24 protein-coding genes (1 of these 24 running past the window's edge) are annotated in these 19,683 nt (G+C 66.4%); 15 read left to right on the forward strand and 9 right to left on the reverse strand.

Annotated features, from left to right (window positions below):
- Together QO058_RS15580 and QO058_RS15585 are read left to right on the forward strand one after the other, a co-directional pair.
- A protein-coding gene (locus tag QO058_RS15580; RefSeq protein WP_284167230.1) for a M23 family metallopeptidase crosses the window boundary here: on the forward strand, positions 1-1,760 show its 3' portion. Its footprint begins 271 nt before the window's first position; 1,760 of the gene's 2,031 nt are visible here — the last part of the coding sequence; the start codon falls outside the window, past its left edge; its stop codon occupies positions 1,758-1,760.
- Positions 1,761-1,784: 24 nt separating this feature from the next.
- The gene (locus tag QO058_RS15585) at positions 1,785-2,702 is read left to right on the forward strand and encodes an AEC family transporter (RefSeq protein WP_284167231.1); all 918 of its coding nucleotides are present in this window, start codon (positions 1,785-1,787) and stop codon (positions 2,700-2,702) included.
- Between the two features lie 31 nt (positions 2,703-2,733).
- Here QO058_RS15585 and gluQRS read toward each other — a convergent pair whose 3' ends face one another.
- The gene (gluQRS, locus tag QO058_RS15590) at positions 2,734-3,618 is read right to left on the reverse strand and encodes a tRNA glutamyl-Q(34) synthetase GluQRS (RefSeq protein WP_284167232.1); all 885 of its coding nucleotides are present in this window, start codon (positions 3,616-3,618) and stop codon (positions 2,734-2,736) included.
- A gap of 89 nt (positions 3,619-3,707) precedes the next feature.
- Between gluQRS and QO058_RS15595 the strand changes: the two genes are divergently transcribed.
- Complete coding sequence (locus QO058_RS15595; RefSeq protein WP_284167233.1) at positions 3,708-4,352, forward strand: DNA-3-methyladenine glycosylase family protein; 645 nt, start codon at positions 3,708-3,710, stop codon at positions 4,350-4,352.
- Here QO058_RS15595 and QO058_RS15600 read toward each other — a convergent pair.
- Both QO058_RS15600 and QO058_RS15605 read right to left on the reverse strand, forming a co-directional pair.
- Positions 4,342-5,127 carry an HpcH/HpaI aldolase family protein gene (locus tag QO058_RS15600; protein WP_284167234.1) on the reverse strand — a complete coding sequence of 262 codons (786 nt, stop codon included), beginning with the start codon at positions 5,125-5,127 and terminating at the stop codon, positions 4,342-4,344. The two genes, QO058_RS15595 and QO058_RS15600, sit on opposite strands and share 11 nt — an antisense overlap.
- Positions 5,128-5,270: 143 nt before the next feature.
- Positions 5,271-5,594, reverse strand: a complete 324-nt coding sequence (locus QO058_RS15605) for a DUF1476 domain-containing protein (RefSeq protein ID WP_284167235.1) — start codon at positions 5,592-5,594, stop codon at positions 5,271-5,273.
- Positions 5,595-5,936: 342 nt separating this feature from the next.
- On the opposite strand from QO058_RS15605, the gene purC reads away from it, so the two are divergent.
- The 5 genes from purC to purQ all read left to right on the forward strand — a co-directional run bounded on the left by purC (position 5,937) and on the right by purQ (position 8,944).
- A complete protein-coding gene (gene purC / locus QO058_RS15610) occupies positions 5,937-6,731 on the forward strand; it encodes a phosphoribosylaminoimidazolesuccinocarboxamide synthase (RefSeq protein WP_126114755.1) in 795 nt (264 codons plus the stop codon).
- A gap of 62 nt (positions 6,732-6,793) precedes the next feature.
- Positions 6,794-7,327 carry a hypothetical protein gene (locus tag QO058_RS15615; RefSeq protein WP_284167236.1) on the forward strand — a complete coding sequence of 178 codons (534 nt, stop codon included), beginning with the start codon at positions 6,794-6,796 and terminating at the stop codon, positions 7,325-7,327.
- Positions 7,328-7,391: 64 nt separating this feature from the next.
- Positions 7,392-7,634, forward strand: a complete 243-nt coding sequence (purS, locus tag QO058_RS15620; RefSeq protein WP_284167237.1) for a phosphoribosylformylglycinamidine synthase subunit PurS — start codon at positions 7,392-7,394, stop codon at positions 7,632-7,634.
- A gap of 3 nt (positions 7,635-7,637) precedes the next feature.
- Positions 7,638-8,231: a hypothetical protein gene (locus QO058_RS15625; protein WP_284167238.1), complete on the forward strand. Its 594-nt coding sequence runs from the start codon at positions 7,638-7,640 to the stop codon at positions 8,229-8,231.
- 17 nt (positions 8,232-8,248) lie between these two features.
- Entirely contained in the window at positions 8,249-8,944 is a 696-nt protein-coding gene (gene purQ, locus QO058_RS15630) for a phosphoribosylformylglycinamidine synthase subunit PurQ (protein WP_284167239.1), read from the forward strand.
- 10 nt (positions 8,945-8,954) lie between these two features.
- Here purQ and QO058_RS15635 read toward each other — a convergent pair whose 3' ends face one another.
- The 4 genes from QO058_RS15635 to QO058_RS15650 all read right to left on the reverse strand — a co-directional run bounded on the left by QO058_RS15635 (position 8,955) and on the right by QO058_RS15650 (position 10,827).
- Positions 8,955-9,551 carry a DsbE family thiol:disulfide interchange protein gene (locus tag QO058_RS15635; protein ID WP_284167240.1) on the reverse strand — a complete coding sequence of 199 codons (597 nt, stop codon included), beginning with the start codon at positions 9,549-9,551 and terminating at the stop codon, positions 8,955-8,957.
- The gene (ccmD, locus tag QO058_RS15640) at positions 9,548-9,718 is read right to left on the reverse strand and encodes a heme exporter protein CcmD (RefSeq protein ID WP_284167241.1); all 171 of its coding nucleotides are present in this window, start codon (positions 9,716-9,718) and stop codon (positions 9,548-9,550) included. The genes QO058_RS15635 and ccmD overlap by 4 nt, the downstream gene beginning before the upstream one ends.
- On the reverse strand, positions 9,718-10,476 hold the full coding sequence (locus QO058_RS15645) for a heme ABC transporter permease (protein ID WP_284167242.1): 759 nt from the start codon (positions 10,474-10,476) through the stop codon (positions 9,718-9,720). Before QO058_RS15645 ends, ccmD begins: the two co-directional genes overlap by 1 nt.
- A 108-nt stretch (positions 10,477-10,584) precedes the next feature.
- Positions 10,585-10,827, reverse strand: coding sequence for a hypothetical protein (locus QO058_RS15650; RefSeq protein ID WP_284167243.1), 243 nt, complete (start codon positions 10,825-10,827; stop codon positions 10,585-10,587).
- A 199-nt stretch (positions 10,828-11,026) separates the two neighbouring features.
- Here QO058_RS15650 and QO058_RS15655 point away from each other — a divergent pair, with 199 nt between their 5' ends.
- On the forward strand, positions 11,027-11,254 hold the full coding sequence (locus QO058_RS15655; RefSeq protein ID WP_284167244.1) for a hypothetical protein: 228 nt from the start codon (positions 11,027-11,029) through the stop codon (positions 11,252-11,254).
- Positions 11,255-11,258: 4 nt separating this feature from the next.
- Here QO058_RS15655 and ccmB read toward each other — a convergent pair whose 3' ends face one another.
- Positions 11,259-11,924: a heme exporter protein CcmB gene (gene ccmB, locus QO058_RS15660; RefSeq protein ID WP_284167245.1), complete on the reverse strand. Its 666-nt coding sequence runs from the start codon at positions 11,922-11,924 to the stop codon at positions 11,259-11,261.
- Entirely contained in the window at positions 11,921-12,508 is a 588-nt protein-coding gene (gene ccmA / locus QO058_RS15665) for a heme ABC exporter ATP-binding protein CcmA (RefSeq protein WP_284172915.1), read from the reverse strand. The genes ccmB and ccmA overlap by 4 nt, the downstream gene beginning before the upstream one ends.
- 265 nt (positions 12,509-12,773) lie before the next feature.
- Between ccmA and acnA the strand changes: the two genes are divergently transcribed.
- From acnA to QO058_RS15695, 6 genes are all read left to right on the forward strand, one after another.
- Positions 12,774-15,473, forward strand: coding sequence for an aconitate hydratase AcnA (acnA, locus tag QO058_RS15670; RefSeq protein WP_284167246.1), 2,700 nt, complete (start codon positions 12,774-12,776; stop codon positions 15,471-15,473).
- A 190-nt stretch (positions 15,474-15,663) separates the two neighbouring features.
- Complete coding sequence (locus QO058_RS15675) at positions 15,664-15,945, forward strand: acyl carrier protein (RefSeq protein WP_057191987.1); 282 nt, start codon at positions 15,664-15,666, stop codon at positions 15,943-15,945.
- A gap of 106 nt (positions 15,946-16,051) precedes the next feature.
- Positions 16,052-16,513: an ApeI family dehydratase gene (locus QO058_RS15680; RefSeq protein WP_284167247.1), complete on the forward strand. Its 462-nt coding sequence runs from the start codon at positions 16,052-16,054 to the stop codon at positions 16,511-16,513.
- Between the two features lies 1 nt (position 16,514).
- A complete protein-coding gene (locus QO058_RS15685) occupies positions 16,515-17,645 on the forward strand; it encodes a beta-ketoacyl-ACP synthase (protein WP_284167248.1) in 1,131 nt (376 codons plus the stop codon).
- Positions 17,646-17,656: 11 nt separating this feature from the next.
- A complete protein-coding gene (locus QO058_RS15690; RefSeq protein ID WP_284167249.1) occupies positions 17,657-18,940 on the forward strand; it encodes a beta-ketoacyl-ACP synthase in 1,284 nt (427 codons plus the stop codon).
- On the forward strand, positions 18,937-19,683 hold the full coding sequence (locus QO058_RS15695) for an SDR family NAD(P)-dependent oxidoreductase (protein WP_284167250.1): 747 nt from the start codon (positions 18,937-18,939) through the stop codon (positions 19,681-19,683). Before QO058_RS15690 ends, QO058_RS15695 begins: the two co-directional genes overlap by 4 nt.

Here is a 19,683-nt window from a genome sequence, read left to right on the forward strand (position 1 = left end):
CCACCTCGGTCGGGGGCGGCGCCCGCAAGGGCGACAAGCTCGTCGCCGAGCAGCCGATCGCCTCCGCACGGCACACCCTGCGCGCGCCGATGTCCCAGCGTATCGGCGACCGTGAAGTCATCAGGGTTCGCCCGTTCGTCCGGCTCTCGACCAATCTGTCACTGACCAGCGGCGTCTACGCCACCAACATCCCGCCTTTCAATCCACTGCGCCTCTTCGCCGAAGGGGCTCCCAGCAGCGAACGCTATGCCGAACCGGTCACCGAGATGCCGGATGCGGATGTCTCGATCACCAAGCGCGATCTCGCCGATCTGCCGGTCACGCCGGGCAAGGCCAATCTGACCGACGCCGACGTGATCAACCAGATGGAGGAAGAGCGCGCCAATCTCGCCGCGGCCGACCGGCGGGCCGCCCTGCCGATCCCGCCACAGCTGATGCTGAGCCGTACGCTTGCTCAAGGCAACCAGGTTTCAGGTGCCAGCAGCCTGCTCTCTTATGCACCCGCGACCGATACCTCGTTCTCCGGCATCGAGGTCCGTGTCGTCCCGGAGAACGTGACAAACGCGCCAAAGACCCCGATCGCCGCTTCGCGCGAGCCGCTGGTCGAGGAGAAGCTGCTGATCACCCGCCGCGGCGAGAACTTCGAGACGGTGGTACGCAATGCCGGCGCCAACCGCGACCAGATCGTCTCGATGATGAAGGCCTTCGACGGGCGGGTGAAGGTCGCTGCGTTGCCGGAGGGACAGGTGCTGCAGGCGCTGTTCGCGCCCGGCACGCGCCCCGGCGAGCCGCGCCAGATCGTCCGCCTCGCCTTGCTCGAGAACGGGCGCCCCTCGGCGGTGATCGCGGTCAACGACAAGGGCCTGTTCGTCCCCGTGGCCTTGCCGAGGACGGAAGCGGTCGGCCCGCAGCCGAAATCGCAGGCCAGTTCGCAGGACGACGAAGAGGATGAAGAGGAAGGCGGCACGGGTGCACGCCTCTATGAGAGCCTCTACGAGACCGGACTGCGCCATGATTTGCCGCGTCCGCTGATCGACGAGCTCGTCCGCATCTTCTCCTACGACCTCGATTTCCAGCAGCGCGTGCGCGGCGGCGACAATCTTGAGGTCATCTTCACCGACGAGGACGAGGGCGAGCGCTCCGAGATCCTCTCGGCCACGCTCACCATCGGCGGTGAAACCAGGCAGGTTTTCCGCTATCAGGCGCCCGAGGACGGGCTGATCGACTATTTCGACCCTGAAGGCCGGTCGTTGAAGAAGTTCCTGCTGCGCAAGCCGATCACGGACGCCGAAATGCGCTCGGGCTTCGGCATGCGCTACCACCCGATCATGCGCTATTCGAAGATGCATACCGGCGTCGACTGGGCCAACAAGATCGGCACGCCGATCCTGGCCGCGGGCAATGGTACGATCATCAAGGCGGAATGGGATTCCGGCTATGGCCGCCGTATCGAGATCCAGCACGCCAACGGCTACGTCACCGCCTATTCGCACCAATCGGCCTTCGCCAAGGGCATCGCGCCCGGCGTCAAGGTCCGCCAGGGCCAGGTCATCGGCTTCCTCGGCAATACCGGCCTCTCGACCGGCCCGCATTTGCACTACGAGGTCATGGTCAACGGCAATTTCGTCAACCCGATGAAGATCAAGGTGCCGCGCGGCCGCGAGCTCGACGGCAAGGCCCTCGCCGAATTCAAGCGCCAGCGCGACGAGGTCCAGGGCCTGATCGAAAAGGCCGGAGGCCAGACCGCGCAATTGCGCTGACATTTCACTCCTGTTACCGGCCAGATGCTCTCCTCACTGCTCATCGTTTTGCCCGTCTTCGGCCTGATCGCGATCGGCTATGCTGCGCGCTGGGTGAAGCTGCTACGCGAAACCACCGGCGAGGGTCTCTCCGACTTCGTCTTCGTCCTCGCCGTCCCCTGCCTGCTGTTCAAGACGCTGGCGACGGCCGCGATCCCGCCGGACCAGCCCTGGGGCTATTGGATTTCCTATTTCACCGGCCTCGCCATCGTCTGGGTGATCGCCCAGCTCGTGGCGCGACAGCTGTTCGCCCGCAAGGGCCCCGAACTCGTCGTCTCGGGTTTTGCCGCGGCGCAGTCGAACACGGTCTTCGTCGGCGTGCCGATGATCCTGAAGGCCTATGGCGAAGCCGGCGCAGTCCCGCTCGGCCTGTTGCTAGCAGTGCATCTGCCGGTGACGATGACGGCCGCAACCCTGCTCGCCGAAGGCAGGGGCACCTCGCTGCTCCTGTTGCTCAAGCGACTGTTCACCCACCCGATCGTCGTCGGCATCCTGCTCGGCAGCGCCGCGCGCCCGTTCGTCGCCCTGGTTCCAACGCCACTCTGGTCGATCGTCGACCTGATCGCGGGTGCGGCCGTTCCCTGCGCACTGATCAGCCTCGGCATTGCGCTCAGGCGCTACGGCCTCGCCTCCGGCATCGGCCTGCCGGCGGTGCTGAGTTTCCTCAAGCTCGTGCTGCACCCGCTGATCGTCTTCCTGCTGGCGACGAAGGTGTTCGCCATGCCCCCGGCCTGGGCCGGCGTCGCCGTGCTCTTCGCCGCCTGCCCCTGCGGGATCAACGCCTATCTCTTTGCCGAGCGTTACAAGCAGGGGGTCGCCGACGCCTCCAGCGCGATCGCGCTCTCGACCGCGCTCTCGCTCTTCACGACGATAGGCTGGCTGACCTTTCTGGGCGTCGGTTAACCGAGCTGGCCCTTACCCGATCGGCAGCGATTCACGTGAAACCAAGCTGCAACCGGATCGCCGCCGGCGTCACCCCCTCCGCCCGCAGATCGGCGAGGCTTTGCGACAGCCGACTCTTCGCAAGCTTGTGACCGCCCTCATCCAGCAGCAACGCATGGAAATGATAGCGCGGCGTCGCCAGGCCGAGCAGGCGCTGCAGCAGAACATGGATGTCGGTCGCAGCCTCCAGATCCTGCCCGCGGACGACGTGGCTCACACCCTGCAGCGCGTCGTCGGTGACCACCGAAAGGTGATAGCTCGTCGGCACATCCTTGCGCGCCAGCACGACATCGCCCCAGCGCGCCGGATCGACCGCGACCTTGCGCTCCTCTCCATTCTCGTCAAAGAGGCGGTAGGTGAGTGCGCCGCTCGCGGTTCGGGCCAGCGCCTGGTCCATCGCGAGCCGCAGCGCATGCGGTTCGCCTGCCTCGCAGCGTCGGTGCGCTTCCGCCGCGCTCAAAGCACGGCAGGTCCCCGGATAGAGCGGCGCGCCGTCGGGATCGCGCGGCCAGGGCATTCCGGTCTCGGTCTCGCGCTGACGCACAGCGTCCTTCACCTCCTGGCGCGAACAGAAGCAGGGATAGACCAGTCCCATCGCATCGAGCCGATCCAGCGCCCGGCGATAATCGTCGAAGTGCTCGGATTGCCGCCTGGTATCGGGCGAGAACGATATCCCGAGCCAAGCGAGGTCGTCATGGATGCCTTGCTCGAACTCAGGCCGGCAGCGGGTGCGGTCGATATCCTCGATCCGCAGCAGGAGCTCGCCACCAAAACGTGCCGCCAGCCGCTCATTGGCCAAGGCCGAATAGGCATGCCCGAGATGCAGCTGCCCATTCGGGCTCGGCGCAAACCGGAAGACGGGGGAAGACGATGCCATCCTCTCCTGTCTATGGTCCCCCGCTTGCCTCGCCAAGTGCGGCCTGCTGACAGAACCCGGATCGGCGATCAGCGATAGACCAGAGCAGCATGACGACTATATCCAGCACAACCGATCTCGAAGAGGGCATGGCGACCCTCATCGCTCTTGATCCCGCTTGGGAGCGGATCATCGCCCGCACCGGCATCCCGCCTTTGCGCCGTCGCGAGAGCGGCTTCTTGAGTCTTGCCTCGATCATCGTCTCGCAGCAGCAGCTCTCGGTGGCGAGCGCGCGCGCCGTCTGGGCCCGGGTCGAAAGCGTGCTCGGCCCCCTGACACCGGAACGCGTCCTTGCTGCCAGCGACGAGGAGATGCGGCTCTCGGGCCTGTCGCGGCCGAAGCAGAAGACGATGCGCGCCGTCGCAGCCGCTATCGTCGAGAGCCGGCTTGATCTCGCTGGTCTCGAGGCGGCAACGCCGGAATTCGTCCATCAGCATATGACGGCCGTCTCCGGCATCGGCCCGTGGACGGCGGATGTCTATTTGCTGTTCTGCCTCGGCCATCGCGACGGCTTCGCCGCCGGCGACCTCGCGGTCCAGGAAGCGGCGAAGGTCGCCTTCAATCTGCCGACGCGGCCGAAACCGGCCGAACTGGCCGAACTGGCGGAGGCATGGCGGCCGTGGCGCGGCGTCGCCGCGCGCCTGCTTTGGGCCTATTATGCCGCGCTGAAATCGCGCGAGGGCATCAACCCTTGATCACCTTGAGCGCCGCCTGGCTCGCCGCACGCAGCAGGCCGGTATCGCTCATCACCGTAACAAGCCGTGCGCCCAACTCGACGCCCTGCTTGGCGCGTTCGGCGCTCGCGGCATAAAAGGCGACCGGCTTCTTCACCGCATTGGCCCGCGCCACGATATGGCGGAGCGCATCGTCGACTTCCTTGGCCGAGGCGTTGACGGCGGCCCCGCCCGAGAGCGCGATCGAGAGATCGGACGGGCCGACGAAGAGCGCATCGATCCCGTCGATGGCGAGGATGTCGTCGACGATCGCCATCGCCTCGCGGGTCTCGATCATCGCAAAGGTCAGCGAGAAATCGTTGGCCTGCTTGAGATAGCTGTTCTGGTCGAGACCGGAGGCGCCGAGGCCGCCATAGCTGCCCCAGCTGCGCTCGCCGAGCGGCGGGTACTTGGCATAGGCCGCGAGCCGGCGCGCATCCTCGATCGTGTTGATCATCGGCGCGATCACACCCGAGGCGCCGGAGTCGAGCAGTTTCGAGACGTTCTGGAACTCACCGACCGGAATGCGCGCGATCGCCGGCTTGCCGGCAGCGTTGATCAGCGGGATCGCCCGGATGACCTCTGCCAGCGTGATCGGGCCATGCTGCATGTCGAGCGTGACCGCGTCGAAGCCTTCCTGCGCCAGGATCGCGGCGATGCTCGGATCGGGCAGTCCGCACCAGGCGGAGAGCAACGTCTCGCCCTTGGCGAGGCGATCAGCGAGCGAGGACAGCACGGTCGGCTTGGCGGCGGTCATGAGCGCATTCATCCGGTTGCCCGCTCTCACCACTGGCGGGTCCACCGACCCTGAACCGAACCGGCGGTGAAAGGCAAACGCTCCGGCATGCGCTATGCTCAAGGGCGCAATGCGGCCAAGGCCGCCTTGCGCCCGAGCGTTCCTCAGCGGCCGGCTTGGATTTCGTCGGCCGCCTTGATCAGCAGCTCCGTCATGGTCCGGCGGATCTCGTCGTCGGCGACCGTGACGCTGCCTGCCGCGAAATCGGCCTTGACCTTGCGCAGCACATCGTCGTCGCCGGCCTCCTCGAAATCGGCGAGCACGACCGACTTGGCATAGGCATCGGCATCGGCGCCGCTCTTGCCGAGCTTCTCTGCGGCCCACAGACCGAGCAGCTTGTTGCGCCGGGCCGTCGCTTTGAAGCGCAGCTCCTCGTCATGCGCGAACTTGTTCTCGTAGGCGTCCTTGCGCTGGTCGAAGGTGGTCATGTGGTTCTTATCCTCTTCGGAGCGGCAATCTTGTGCGGCGCGATATCAGCTTTGCCATATAGCAAGGTGATGGCAGTGGGGGCTAGAGGCCATGCCTTTCAAGCCGATCCACTCGGGTCGAATCGGGCGCCAAAACCTCGCCTCCGGCGCTTTGTTGCGTTTGCAGCATGAAAGGCCCATATAGCGCGAGTGTGGCCAGTTCTTTAAGAGCAAGGCCCGCATGAACCAGCCGGACCGGCGCGCCAGGATCGAACTCGACAGAGCAACGAGATTGCGCGAGAGCGTGCTGAAAAGGGCCATGATCCCGCCGCGGGCAACCGCGACCAGAGAGAGGCCGACCCTTTGGATTTCCTCAAGCCACGGTATATCCCGATGAACCGCCGCCGTCGCATCTACGAAGGCAAGGCGAAGGTCCTCTATGAGGGACCGGAGCCCGGAACGCTGATCCAGCATTTCAAGGATGACGCGACCGCCTTCAATGCCAAGAAGCATGAAGTGATCGACGGCAAGGGCGTGCTGAACAACCGTATCTCCGAGCACATCTTCAGCAATCTCAACGACATCGGCGTGCCCACGCATTTCATCCGCCGGCTCAACATGCGCGAGCAGCTGATTCGCGAGGTCGAGATCATTCCGCTCGAGGTCGTGGTCCGCAATGTCGCGGCCGGCTCGCTTTCGACCAAGCTCGGCATCGAGGAAGGCACGCAGCTGCCGCGCTCGATCATCGAATTCTACTACAAGAACGATGCGCTGGGTGACCCGATGGTCTCCGAAGAGCACATCACGGCCTTCGGCTGGGCGACGCCGCAGGAGATCGACGACATCATGGCGCTCGCCATCCGTGTCAACGACTTCCTCTCCGGCCTCTTCCTCGGCGCCGGCATCCGTCTCGTCGACTTCAAGATCGAGTGCGGCCGGCTCTGGGAAGGCGAGATGATGCGCATCGTCGTCGCCGACGAGATCAGCCCCGATTCCTGCCGTCTCTGGGACATCCGGTCGAAGGACAAGATGGACAAGGATCGCTTCCGCCGCGACCTGGGCGGTTTGATCGAGGCCTATACCGAAGTGGCGCGCCGCCTCGGCATTCTCGGCGAAAACGAGAAGCCGGGCCCGGCAGGCCCCCGGCTGGTGCAATAATTGCCGCGCCTGGTGCAGTGACCGCCGCGGTTCACGAGACTCTGATTGTTGGACGGGGGCGCTTGCGCTCCCGTTTGCGTTTGGGTGCGCTCGCGCTGGGGGTTCTGCTGATCGCCGGCTGCGCCGACCATTTCGGCCCCGGCCTGGTCCAGCTCGCCGCCGGCCGGGGCTGGGAGCCGCTGCCGATCCAGAACTGGGTGGTCAACGACGGCATCAACCCGAAGGCGATGGTCTTCTGCACGCCGCAGGACTGCCAGCGTCCAGGCGTCGCCGGGCTGATCAGTTTCGAAGGCCGCGAAGCCGCCGACATGGCAAGGACGCTTGCTCTCAACCCGGCCCGGCTGGCACGCGAATTCTCGAAGCGCCCGAAGGCGAAGCAGGCCGACAAGCCGGCGAGCACGACCACCGTCTCCCGCTTCAGGCAGGAGGGCACCGATGGCATCCTCGTCGAGATCCGCGCCAAGGAAGGCGGCCGCCTGGCCTCGACCGCGATCCTTTACGCCCGCAAGGACAATACGCTCGCCATGGCGATCGCGGTGACAGACGATTCGCAAGCCGCCCAGGATTTTGCCCGCGCCACCTGGGCGAGCCGCTGAAAAGGTTGAGCCTGCACCGATTCGCCGCTAAGCGAACCGCAAGCGCCCTGTTCCGGAGATCACGATGAAAGCCCGCGTCACCGTCACCCTCAAGACCGGCGTGCTCGACCCACAGGGCAAGGCGATCGAGGGCGCGCTGAAATCGCTCGGCATCGACGGTGTCGGCTCGGTCCGCCAGGGTAAGGTCTTCGACATCGAGCTCGACGGCGCCGACAAGGCTTCCGCCGAAGCCGCGCTGAAAGCAGCCTGCGAGAAGCTCCTCGCCAACACCGTGATCGAGAATTATCGCGTCGAGCTGGTCGGCTGACCGATGCCTCAGATAATCAAGATTGGCGCCGCCGCCCTGCTGGCGCTCGCGCTCGGTGCCTGCCAGACGACTGCCACCAAACCGAAACGCTTGGCCGAAGGAGAGTTCGAGACGGCGATCAGGCCCGGGGAGACCCGGCTGCGCCTTCAGAATTTCGATCGCGAGAAGTGGCAGAGCCGCGGCATTGACACGCTGAGCGCCGCACGCACTGCCTTCGTCTGCCGGCCGCTGGCCTGCCCGGCTCCTTCGGGGGTGATCTACGCACGCCTCAACAGCCCGACCCGCAAGCCCGATCCGCAGGCGCTGCTCAATCTGGCGCAGAGTGTAGCCGACAAGGCGGCACAAGAGGGCGCAACCATCACGGCTGCGCCACGGACCGGAACGACCAAGGGCTTCCCCTCCTTCAACTTCGCTTACACAAAGCAGCGCGACGGCAAGACGGAATTCGGCAGGTCGACCTCGGTTTTCGCCGGCTCGCTCGCGTTCAATATCCTGTCGATCTCGCAGAACGAGGCGGCCGCCGGCCGCCATCTCGACGAGTTCCTCAGAGCGGTCGAGATCGTCGATGGCGGTCCGCGCCGTACCGCCAGCCGTTGATAGGAAAGGGGCATCCCATGCGCGCCGCCGTCATCACCTTCCCCGGCTCGAACCGCGACGGCGACGTCGCCAAGGCGCTGCGCCAGGCCGGCGCGACCGTCGAGCATGTCTGGCATGCCGACCACGAGCTGCCGGCCGGGACCGACCTCGTCGTCCTGCCGGGCGGCTTCTCCTATGGCGACTATCTGCGCTGCGGCGCCATCGCCGGGCGCGCCCACATCATGGACGCGACGCGGACGCATGCGGCGCGCGGCGGCCTCGTGCTCGGCATCTGCAACGGCTTCCAGATCGCCTGCGAGGCCGGGCTGCTGCCGGGTGTGCTCGCCCGCAACGCCGATCTGAAATTCGTCTGCAAGCGCCAGCACCTCAAGGTCGAGCGCAACGACACCGCCTTCACCTCGGCCTATGCCAAGGGCCAAGTGATCGATGTCTGCATCGCCCATGGCGAGGGCAACTATATCTGCGACCCGGAAACACTTGCCCGGCTCGAAGGCGAGGGGCTGGTCGCCTTTCGCTATTGCGACGCCGACGGCAAGGTGACGGCTGACGCCAACCCGAACGGCTCGCTGGGCGGCATCGCCGGCATCTACTCCCCCGGTCGCAACGTGCTCGGCCTGATGCCGCATCCGGAGAACCTGATCGACGGTCTCGTCGGTGGCACCGACGGTCGCGGCATGTTCGAGAGTCTGGTCGGCGGCAAGAAGGCGGCCTGACCTCCCGCCGTCACTTCACCAGCGCTGCCGCCTTCGCCAGCAGCTTCGACGCCGCCGGGCCGTCGAGCGGGCCGACATGCTTGTCGATGATGCGTCCGTCCGGGCCGATCAGGAAGGTCTCGGGCACGCCGTAGACGCCCCAGTCGATCGCGGCGCGGCCGTTTCGATCGACGCCGACAGCGGAGTAGGGATTGCCGAGCGCACCAAGGAAGCGGCGGGCGTTCTCGGCCTCGTCCTTGTAGTTGAGGCCGACCACCGCAACCTTGCCCTGCTTCACCGCAGCTGAATCTGCCATGGCGAGGAGGAAGGGATGCTCGACCCGGCAGGGCGCGCACCAGCTCGCGAAGACATTGACGATCGTGGCCTTGCCCTTGGCGAGGTCCGCCATGTTGAAGCTAGGCACGGGCTGGTCGTCGCGCTGCAGACCCTCGAGCGGAGGCAGCGTGATCGCCGGTGCCGGCTTGCCGATCAGGGCCGAGGGCACCTTGCTGGCATCGCCGGAGAACAGTCCCTTGGCGAACACCGCGGCCAGCGCCGCGAAGATCAGGAGCGGTATCGCGAAGAGCCAGGGCGAGCCCCGCGGGGCTGGGGTCGTAGCCTCGCTCATGACGTGCCTCCGCCGCGGCGGCCCGCTCCACGTTCCTCCAGCGCTGCCAAGGCCCGCCTCTGCGCGCGCCGGTCGAGCAGGATCATTGCCGCGAGACCGGAGAGAACCACTGCTGCCGCCAGATAGGCGGCGAGGATGAAGCCGGCATGGGGTCCGAGCGCGCCCATCATTGCGCCGCCTGCAAGGACAACCGGTCGAGCCGCTCGGCCTCGAAGATCGTCAGCGTCCTGACCCGGCGGCGGATGATTTCGGCCTGCATCGCGGCGGCGTGAAGCGAGAGCGCCAGCAGCGTGAAGCCGAGCGCCGTGATCACGAGCGGCCAGAGCATCGAGGCATGGATGGTCGGCCCGCCGAGCCGCAGCACCGAGGCCGGCTGATGCAGCGTGCTCCACCAGTCGACCGAGAACTTGATGATCGGGATGTTGACGCAACCGACCAGCGTCAGGATCGCGACGGCGCGGCCGGCGCGAGACGGCTCGTCGATGGCACGGCGCAGCGCGATGACGCCGAGATAGAGCAGGAACAGCACCAGCATCGAGGTCAGGCGCGCATCCCAGACCCAGTAGGTGCCCCACATCGGCTTGCCCCAGAACGAGCCGGTGAGCAGGCAGATCAAGGCGAAACACGCGCCGATTGGCGCCGCCGCCTGCTGGGCGACGTCGGCGAGCGGATGGCGCCAGACCAGGACGCCCAGCGCCGAGAGAGACATCATCGAATAGAACATCAGTGCCAGCCAGGCGGCCGGCACATGGATGTACATGATCTTGATGGTCTCGCCCTGCTGGTAGTCGGCCGGGGCGACGAACCAGACGAGATAGAAGCCGATAGCGAGCAGAAGCGCAGCCGCGCCCGCAAACCAAGGCAGCAGCACGCTCGACAGGCGCATGAAACGCGCCGGATTGGCCAGTTCGGTAAGGCTCGCCATGAAGCGGTGGACGGCTCTGCTCTTCTTTCGACGAGACAGGATGTAGCAATCGCCGGCCCGGCTCACAATCGATGAGCTACCCCTGCGACGATGAGGCCCGGACGGGCGCTAGTCCTTCTCGGACGCTCTCGACCCTTCATCTTCGCCCTTGCCGACAACACTGAAACTGCCTGAACGGGCACCATCGGCGGCGACGTTAAAGCCCTCGGCACTCAGACCGCGCCTGAGCAATTCCCGCACCGCCGCCGCGCGGCTCGGCATACGCTTGTCGAAGCGCCAATTCTCGACGGCGCGAAGTTCTTCCGCGCTCAGCATGATCTGTAGGCGTTCGCCGCGTTCCAGGTCCGACATGACGCGCCCCCGCGCAAAATGAGTAAGTGACTATATAGGCGCAAAACGCTCATTCGCAAGTGCCGGCGGCGGCGGTGGTACCTTAGCGTCATGCCACTCAGCCGCCTACGGCGTAACTTACTAACTATTTGAAATCATTTGATTTTTTATTTGCGCCTGAAACGGGGTTCCATTAACCTCCTGTGTAGGAGGGATTGTCATGCTCATCACGCTATCTGATCCGATGCGGCGCGATATCGAGACGACCCTGCGTTCGAAGGTCGGTGAATCGCGTGTCGTCGATGTCTTCGGCGTGGCCGAAGAGGTCCAGCTTCGCTTCGTCGACTACAATGTCGCGCTTGAGGATATCGTTGCCGTCGTCACCCGTCTGGCATCTCAGTCCGGCTGTGCGCTGGAACTCGACCGGGGCGAGCGGTCCGGGGTCTGAATCGTCAGTCGGGCTGGCGCAGAGCCGCTGCCGCCGCCACGCAGCCCACGGCCGCCGCCATGAGCGACAACGCCGCGAGGATCAGCAGCGGGCTCTGCAATGACATCGGCCCGCGCACTGCGCTGGAGGCCGAGACGCCGAAAATCAGCACCGGTACGGTAAGCGGCGCGACCAATATGGGCAGGATCAATCCGCCACGACGCAAGCTCGCGGTCAACGCGGCCGCCGCCGTACCGATGAAGCTCAGCGCCGGCGTGCCGAGCGCCAGGCTCGCCGCCAGCGGCAGCACCCCCTCCGCCGGCAAGGCGACGAGCAGCCCGAGCAGGGGCGCAGCCAAAGTAAGCGGCAGGCCGGTTGTCAGCCAGTGTGCCAGCGCCTTGGCGAAGACCGCAAATTCCAGTGGCAGCCCCGCACCGCGGATGAGATCGAGCGAACCGTCTTCCTCATCGGCCTGGAACAGCCGGTCGAGCCCGATCAGCGTCGCCAGCAGCGCTCCCAGCCACAGGATCGCCGGGCCGATCCGCGACAGCAGGTTGAGGTCGGGCCCGAGCGCGAACGGGATCAGCACGACCACGGTCAGGAAGAAGACGAGCGCGAGTTCGCCGCCGCCGCCGGCCTTTACCGCCAGCGCGAGATCTCGCTTCAGGATAGCGAGGAAGGCGCGCCTCACGGCCCGATCCTGAGTTCGCGCGCGCCATCGAGGCCGAGCGGTCCATGGGTCGCCGCGAGGATCGCCCCGCCTGCTGCAAGATGCGCCTTCATCAGCCCGGACAGCATTGCCTGCGAGCCGATGTCGAGTGCGGCAAAAGGCTCGTCGAGCAGCCAGATCGGCCGCGACGAGACCAGGAGCCGCGCCAGCGCCACGCGCCGGCGCTGGCCGGCCGAGAGATAGCCGACCGGCAGGGCTCCCACATGCGGCAGGCCGACCGCGGCGAGCGCCTCGGCTGGGCTGAGGCCCGGCGTGCCAAGCAGATCCTGCGCGAACTGCAGGTTCTCGGTCGCCGTCAGCGCAACCTTGAGCCCGTCGCGGTGGCCGACCAGATGGGCTGCTTCCGTCAGCGGCATGTCGTCGAGACCGTCAAGACGGATCGCGCCGGCTTCGGGGCGCAAGCGTCCGCACAGCATGGCGATCAGGCTCGACTTGCCGGCGCCGTTGCGGCCGGTCAGCGCGATCGCTTCGCCATTGCCCAGGTGAAAGTCCACGCCCTCGAAGATCGCGCGGCCGCCACGGCGGCAGACGAGCCCTTCGGCCATCAAGGCGAATGTCTGGAAGGAAATCTGCGTCACGGCGAGCCTGTCATCCCGGACGTCATTACCGTTTCGCCCAACGCATATCGAGCCTGTAGCGGGCTTCTTGGAATTGATCTATAGAACCCGTGGCTACGCCGCACGCCGATCCGGCGCGGGGCTCGGGCACTCCCGGGGCGGCGAGCGCGACATGCGCAATAGGCCTTCGACCGGATTCATCCGCAAGGACGGTCCGGCTCGCGACCGCAACCCCTTGATCAGGATAGCCCGCATGGCTTCGCTCGACTCGTTCAAATGCCGCCAGACGCTGACCGTCGGCGACAAGACCTATGAATATTATTCGCTGCCGCTCGCCGAGCGGAACGGCCTGACCGGCATCTCGAAGCTGCCCTTCTCGATGAAGGTGCTGCTCGAGAACCTGCTTCGCTTCGAGGATGGCCGCTCGGTGTATAAGGCCGACATTGAAGGCTTCGTCGCCTGGCTGACCGACAAGGGCACCGCCGGCAAGGAGATCGGCTTTCGCCCCGCCCGCGTGCTGATGCAGGATTTCACCGGCGTCCCCGCCGTCGTCGATCTCGCCGCGATGCGCGACGGCGTCGTCGCACTCGGCGGCGACCCCGCCAAGATCAACCCGCTCGTCCCGGTCGATCTCGTCATCGACCATTCGGTCATCGTCGACGAATTCGGCTCGCCCAAGGCGCTCGCGCAGAATGTCGAGCTCGAATATGAGCGCAATGGCGAGCGCTATCGCTTCCTGAAATGGGGCCAGGGCGCCTTCGACAATTTCCGCGTCGTTCCGCCCGGCACCGGCATCTGCCACCAGGTCAATCTCGAATACCTCGCCCAGACCGTCTGGACTCGTAAGGAGACCATCGACGGCGTCGAGGTCGAGGTCGCCTACCCCGACACCGTCGTCGGCACCGATTCGCACACCACCATGGTCAATGGCCTGGCCGTCCTCGGCTGGGGCGTCGGCGGCATCGAGGCCGAGGCCGCCATGCTCGGCCAGCCGCAGTCGATGCTGCTGCCCGAGGTGATCGGCTTCAAGCTGACCGGCTCGCTCAAGGAAGGCATCACCGCCACCGACCTCGTGCTGACCGTCACCCAGATGCTGCGCAAGAAGGGCGTCGTCGGCAAGTTCGTCGAGTTCTTCGGCCCCGGCCTCTACAACCTGACGCTCGCCGACCGCGCGACCATCGCCAATATGGGCCCGGAATATGGCGCGACCTGCGGCTTCTTCCCGGTCGATGGCGAGACGCTGGACTATCTCACCACGACCGGCCGTGCGCCCGAGCGCATCGCACTGGTCGAGGCCTATTCGAAGGCGCAAGGGCTGTTCGCCACGATCGAGATGGCCGATCCGGTCTTCACCGACACGCTCGAACTCGACCTTTCGACCGTGCAGCCCTCGATGGCCGGTCCGAAGCGCCCTGAAGGCCGCGTCGATCTCGGCGCCGTCGCCAAGGGCTTCGCCGCGGCGATGGAGACCGACTACAAAAAGGCGGCCGAGATCTCGCGCCGTGTACCCGTGGAGGGCCAGTCCTTCGATCTCGGGCATGGCGATGTCGTCATCGCCGCCATCACCTCCTGCACTAACACCTCCAATCCGTCGGTGCTGATGGCGGCGGGCCTGCTCGCCCGCAACGCGGTCGCCAGGGGCCTCAAGGTCAAGCCCTGGGTCAAGACCTCGCTGGCCCCCGGCTCCCAGGTCGTGGCGGAGTATCTCGCCAAGTCCGGCCTGCAGACCGATCTCGACACGCTCGGCTTCAACCTGGTCGGCTTCGGCTGCACCACCTGCATCGGCAATTCCGGCCCGCTGCCGAGCCCGATCTCGAAGGCGATCAACGAGCAGGGCCTGATCGCCGGCGCCGTCATCTCCGGCAACCGCAATTTCGAGGGCCGTGTCTCCCCCGACGTGCAGGCGAACTATCTGGCATCGCCGCCGCTCGTCGTCGCCTATGCGCTGGCCGGCTCGGTCCAGATGGACCTGACGAGCGAGCCACTCGGCACCGGTTCGGACGGCAAGCCGGTCTATCTCAAGGATATCTGGCCCTCCAACAAGGAGATCCAGAGCTTCATCCAGCAGAACGTCACGCGCGCCATCTTCGAGGCGAAATACGCCGACGTCTTCAAGGGCGACGCGCACTGGCAGGCGGTCAAGACTCCGTCCTCCCAGACCTATGCCTGGGAAGACGCCTCGACCTATGTGCAGAACCCGCCCTATTTCCAGGGCATCAGCAAGACCCCGTCGCCGGTCACCGACATCGTCGGCGCCCGCGTGCTCGGCCTGTTCGGCGACAAGATCACCACCGACCACATCTCGCCGGCCGGCTCGATCAAGGCGGCCTCGCCCGCCGGCCATTATCTCAGCGAGCATGGCGTCGCGGTTGCCGACTTCAACCAATACGGCACGCGCCGCGGCAATCATGAGGTGATGATGCGCGGCACCTTCGCCAATATCCGCATCCGCAACCACATGATGGGGCCGAACGGGCGCGAGGGCGGCTACACCATCCACTATCCCAGCAAGGAAGAGCTGCCAATCTACGACGCGGCGATGCGCTACCAGGCCGAGAAGGTGCCACTGGTGATCTTCGCCGGTGTCGAATACGGCAACGGCTCGTCGCGCGACTGGGCCGCCAAGGGCACCAACCTGCTCGGCGTCAAGGCTGTGATCGCCCAGAGCTTCGAGCGCATCCACCGCTCGAACCTGGTCGGCATGGGCGTCGTACCCTTCACCTTGCAGGAGGGCACCAGCTGGGCCTCGCTCAACCTCAAGGGCGACGAGAGCGTGACGATCAAGGGCCTCGCCACCGTCAAGCCGCGCCAGACGCTCGAAGCCGAGATCACCTATGCCGACGGCACGGTGAAGAAGGTGCCGATCCTCTGCCGCATCGATACGCTGGACGAGCTCGACTACTTCAAGAACGCCGGCATCTTGCATTACGTGCTGCGCGGCATCGCAGCGTAAGGTTCGGCATCGGCGATACTGGACGCCCGGCCGCAAGCCGGGCGTCTCTCTTTGGCCCCAACGGTTGTCCTATTCTGCACCGAGGTGTAAGGGGGCGTCACAGCCATCCTCGGCGGGGGGCTCGGGGCAGGCGCGGGGCGAACGCGCCCGGATGCCATCCGCCATCATCATCCACGACGGGAGCACCCGCATGTCCGCCACGTTCGAGACGGTCGCCGGCATCATTTCGGAGACTTGCGACATTCCTCGCGAGAAGATCACGCCCCAAAGCCACGCGATCGAAGATCTCGGCATCGACTCCCTCGCCTTCCTCGACATCGCCTTCGCGATCGACAAGGCCTTCGGCATCAAGCTGCCGCTCGAGCAGTGGACCCAGGAGGTCAACGAGGGCAAGGCGCCGGCCGAGCAGTATTTCGTGCTCGAGAACCTGTGCAAGCGCATCGACGATCTCGTCGCCGCCAAGGCCGCCTGAGCAAAGGGGCCGCTGAGCGAGCCTTGGTCCGCCAGGGCCGCTACTGGACGTTGACACGCCGCAGGCGGGGCAAGACTCCGATCGCGGCGAGACGGGTTGGAGCCGCATGCGCCTCGAATATTTCGACATGATCGACAAGGTCGAGAGCTTCGATCCGGCGAACAAGCGGATCCTGACCCGCTCGACCGTTCCGGCGACAAGCCCGGTCTTCGACGGCCACTTCCCCGGCCATCCGCTCGTTCCGGGCGTGTTGCTCACCGAAACCATGGCCCAGGCCTCGGGTTTCCTTCTTCTGGGACTGAACGGCCTGACGCAGATGCCGTTCCTGATGATGGTCGACAAGGCGCGCTTCCGGACCTTCGTCGAACCAGAAGCTGTGCTCGACGTCAGCGCCGAGCTCGTCCATGAGGGCTCCGGTTACGCTGCGACAAAGGCAAAGATTGCGATCGCCGGCAAGCCGATCTGCGATGCCGAGCTGCGCTTCCGCCTGATGCCGTTCCCCGCCGATATGCACGTTCTGATGCAGGCCCGGCTCAAAGCCATCGGCCTCTCCCCGGAGGCAGCCTGACATGGCCCGCGACGTCGTCATCACCGGCATCGGTCTCGCCTCCAGCCTTGGCGAGGGCGTCGAGACCCATGCGCAGGCGCTTGCGACGAACGCAGCGCCCGTCATCGATGCACAAGGATTTGCGCCCTACCCGCTGCACCCGCTGAAACCCGTCGAGCTCGACCGGCAGATCCCGAAGAAGTCCGACCAGCGCCAGATGGAGCCCTGGCAGCGCCTCGGCGTCTATGCCGCCGGTCTCGCGCTCGATGATGCCGCCCTCAAGGACGACGCCGAGGCCAAGAGCGAGCTTCAGGTCATCGTCGCCGCCGGCGGCGGCGAGCGCGACCACGCTGTCGACGCCGCCGTACTGGCCGGCCTGCGCAATGCGAACCAGCCGGGTGCTTTCCTCAACGAACGGCTGATGAGCGATCTCAGGCCGACGCTGTTTCTGGCCCAGCTTTCCAACCTGCTCGCCGGCAATATCGGTATCGTCCACGGCATCACCGGCGCCTCGCGCACGCTGATGGGCGAGGAGCAGGCCGGCGTCGACGCCATCCGCACCGCGCAGGCCCGCATCGCGGCCGGCCAGGCCGATCTCATCCTCGTCGGCGGCGCCTACAATGCCGAACGCCGCGACATGCTGCTGCTGTTCGAGCTCGGCGGCTTTCTGCGTGCCGCGGACTTCGCTCCCGTTTTCGCGCGAACCGATGTGCCCGGCCTGATCACCGGCAGCGCTGGCGCCTTCCTCGTGCTCGAATCGGCCGAGCGCGCTTCTGCGCGCGGCGCCAGGGTCCATGCCCGTCTGAGCCATGCCGGCGCCCATCGCAGCCGTCGCCAGCCCGGCTCGGTCGCCAAGGCGCTCGATGAACTGCTCGCCGGCTTCGGCCCGCTCGCGCCCGACTCACTCGTGATATCGGCCGCGACCGGCTGCGCCGGCATCACCGACGAAGAGGCAGCCGCGATCGCCAAGGCCGTCCCCCAGGCACGCCGTGTCGCCGCCGGCGATCTCGTCGGCCATTCCGTCGAAGCCGCCTTCCCGGTCTCGGTCGCGCTCGCTGCGGCAGCGCTTTCGACCGGCGCGGCGAAAGAAGCGATCGTCACCGGCGCGGCGCACTGGCGCGGCGAAGGCGCCGCCCGGTTGGTCAAGGCTTGAGGAGAGGCGTCATGGGTGCAAGCCATCGCGACAGCCAGGGCCGGCCGATCGTCGCCGTCACCGGCCTCGGTATCGTCACCTCGCTCGGACAGGGCAAGGACGCCAACTGGGAGGCTCTGACCGCCGGGCGTTCCGGCATTCACCGCATCGAGCGCTTCCCGACCGAGGGCCTGCGCACCACCATCGCCGCGACCGTCGACTTCCTGTTCGATGGGTCGTTCGCCGCTCCGGAGCTCTCCGAGAAGCTTGCCACGCTCGCCGCAGACGAAGCCGTCGCGCAGAGCGGTCTCGGCGAGGCCGGTGATTTTCCCGGCGAGCTCTTCATGGCGGTGCCGCCGGTCGAGATGGAATGGCCCCAGAAGCAGGAACTGGCGCAGGCGATCGAGGGCGATACCGACTACGACGCGCTGCTGCGCATTGCCGCCGGCCACAAGCACCAGGCGATGCACGAGCTCTTCCTGTTCGGCGGCGTCGCCGAGCACATCGCCGAGAAATTCGGCACCAAGGGCTCGCCGATCTCGCTGTCGACCGCCTGCTCGTCCGGCGCGACCGCAATCCAGATGGGTGTCGAGGCGATCAGAAGGGGCGAGACTGAAGCTGCCTTGTGCATCGGCACCGACGGCTCGGTCCATGCCGAGGCGCTGATCCGCTTCTCGCTGCTGTCTGCCCTCTCGACCCAGAACGATCCGCCGGAAGCCTCCGCCAAGCCGTTCTCGAAGAATCGCGACGGCTTCGTCATGGGCGAGGGCGCCGGCGCGCTGGTGCTGGAGGACTACGACCACGCGCTGGCACGCGGCGCGACCATCCTCGGCATCGTCGCAGGCTGCGGCGAGCGTGGCGACGGCTTCCACCGCACCCGCTCGAGCCCGGACGGCAAGCCGGCGATCCTCGCCATGCAGGACGCCCTCGCCGATGCCGGGCTGACCCCTGACGACGTCGATTACATCAACGCCCACGGCACTTCGACGCCGGAGAACGACAAGATGGAGGCGATGAGCTGCTCGGCCGTCTTCGGCGAGCGCATGGCGAAGCTGCCGATCTCGTCGAACAAGTCGATGCTCGGCCATACGCTGACGGCCGCCGGCGCGGTCGAGGCTGTGATCTCGCTGCTGACCATCGCCAATGGCCGCATCCCGCCGACGATCAACTACAGCCAGCCCGACCCGGCGATCGCGATCGACGTCGTCCCCAACCAGGCCCGCGACGCCAAGGTGCGCACCGTGCTGTCGAACTCCTTCGGCTTCGGCGGCCAGAACACCTGCCTCGTCCTGACCGCCGGGCCGAAAGCAGCATGAGCCGGGTTCTCGTCACCGGCGGCGCCAAGGGCGTCGGCGCCGCGATCGTGCGGGCTCTGGCCGCAGCCGGCCATGATGTCGACTTCACCTACCGCTCTTCCGGCGAGCAGGCGCAGGCTCTCGCCGCCGAGATTATCGCCACCGCGCCGGGCCGCAGCGTGCGCGCCTTGCCGCTCGACCTCTCCGACAAGGCGGCGCTCGACGGCTTCTGCGAGCAATGCGAGGGCGAAACCTATTTCGGCCTCGTCCACAATGCCGGCCAGCCCTATGACGCGCTCGCCGCCATGCTGGTGCAGGACAAGGCTGAAGCGGCGATGCAGGTCAACTTCTGGGCCTTCACCCGTCTCGCCAAGAGCCTGATGCGCGGCATGATCCGCGCCAAGGCCGGCCGCATCGTCGCGATCGGTTCGGTCGCGGCGCTGCGCGGCAACCCCGGCAACGCCGCCTACGCCGCCTCCAAGGGCGCGCTGATCTCCTATGCCAAGACGCTCGCGGTCGAGACCGGCAAGCGCGGCGTCACCGTCAACGTGATCGCGCCGGGCTTCGTCGACACCGACATGATGGCGCCCTACGCTGCCTATCGCGAGAAGATGGAAGGCCAGATCCCCGCCGGCCGCTTCGCCAAGCCGGAGGAGGTCGCCGGCCTCGCCGCCTTCCTGCTGAGCCCTCCGGCCGCTTACATCACCGGTGCGGTCCTGCCGATCGACGGTGGAATCACGGCGCAGATGGGCGTGCATCGCTAA

Source organism: Bosea vestrisii, assembly GCF_030144325.1.
GTDB classification, from domain to species: Bacteria; Pseudomonadota; Alphaproteobacteria; order Rhizobiales; family Beijerinckiaceae; genus Allobosea; species Allobosea vestrisii_A.